The sequence below is a fragment of the Hydrogenophaga taeniospiralis CCUG 15921 genome (assembly GCF_001592305.1).
Lineage (GTDB): Bacteria > Pseudomonadota > Gammaproteobacteria > Burkholderiales > Burkholderiaceae_C > Hydrogenophaga > Hydrogenophaga taeniospiralis.
In genome coordinates this window covers 1-1,239 of the sequence record NZ_BCWR01000038.1, presented here as the reverse complement: position 1 = coordinate 1,239, position 1,239 = coordinate 1, and the positions used below count along the sequence as shown (strand labels likewise).

At 65.2% G+C, this 1,239-nt stretch carries 1 protein-coding gene; it reads left to right on the top strand.

All coding sequences use genetic code 11. The features are described 5' to 3' along the window. Nucleotides 1–123: 123 nt before the first annotated feature. On the top strand, nt 124–1,239 hold a 1,116-nt coding region (locus HTA01S_RS24380), incomplete at its 3' end, for a methyl-accepting chemotaxis protein (protein ID WP_157572275.1).

The window sequence follows — 1,239 nt, the reverse complement described above, 5'->3', positions numbered from 1 at the left end:
TTGATGCTGCTGGCCACACCTCCCCAGGAATCCCCCGATGAGCGCCCACGCTGCCTGTCGGACACCGTGGCGCCAAGCGCCCGGGACCCGTTTTTCTTTTATTGACGATCCGGAGCATTTGTCATGGGACTTCAATCTTTGATGCGACTGTTTTCGATACGCCTGCGCATGCTGGCGGCCATCGGTGTGGTGCTGCTGCTGCTGAGCATCGTGGGTGGCGCCGGCCTGTGGGGCATGACGCGCCTGGTCACGATCAACCACACCTTCGTGGGGAATGCCTTCGAGGAGACGCTGGCCCTGTCGCGCCTGAAGGTGGCGATGGGCGACCTGAGCCGCTACGAGAAAGACATGGTGATCCACTACGAGTCGCCCGAGCAGCTTTCGCTGGCCAATCTGTACTGGGAAAAGGCTCGCGATCAGCTGCGCAAGGACATCGCGCACATGCTCGAAGGCGAGCAAGACGCCGACAACCAGGTGCTGCGCGACATGGACAAGCGCCTGGGCGACTACGTGGCATCGGTCGAGCCCGTGGTGGCGCAGATCAAGAGCGGTGGCTACGACAGCGCCACCGTGGCCAACCGCATGCTGGCCAAGGCGCACGACCAGTACAAGGCCTTGCTGGGCGACCTGCAGACGATCGAGAAGAGCATCATGGCCGAAGCCGAGAGCCTGAAGGCCGACGAACAGACCGCCAGTGACCAGACCATGGCCCTGTTTGGCGTGGCCGTGGCGCTGGCCGCGCTGGTGGTGGTGCCCACCACGCTGGCCAACATGCAGAGCATCTGCAAGCCGCTGGACCAGGCCCAGCGCGTGGCCACGGCCATCACCCAGGGAGACCTGACGCAGCACATCACGGGCAACGGCAAGGACGAGATCTCGGCGCTCATGCGAGCGCTGGGGGACATGCAGGCTTCGCTGGTGCGCATCGTGGGCGAGGTGCGCAGTTCCACCGACAGCATCGGCACCGCCAGCGCGGAAATCGCCTCGGGCAACCTGGACCTGTCCACGCGGACCGAGCAGGCCGCCAGCAGCCTGCAGCAGACCGCCAGCAGCATCGAACAGATCAACGGCACCGTGCGCCAGAGCGCCGAGGCCGCGCGCCAGGCCAGCCAGATGGCGGCGGTCAACGCCGAGGTGGCTGAACGCGGGGGCCGTGTGGTCGGTCAGGTGGTGGCCACCATGGAAGAGATCAACCACAGCAGCAAGAAGATCGCCGACATCATCGGCGTGATCGACGGT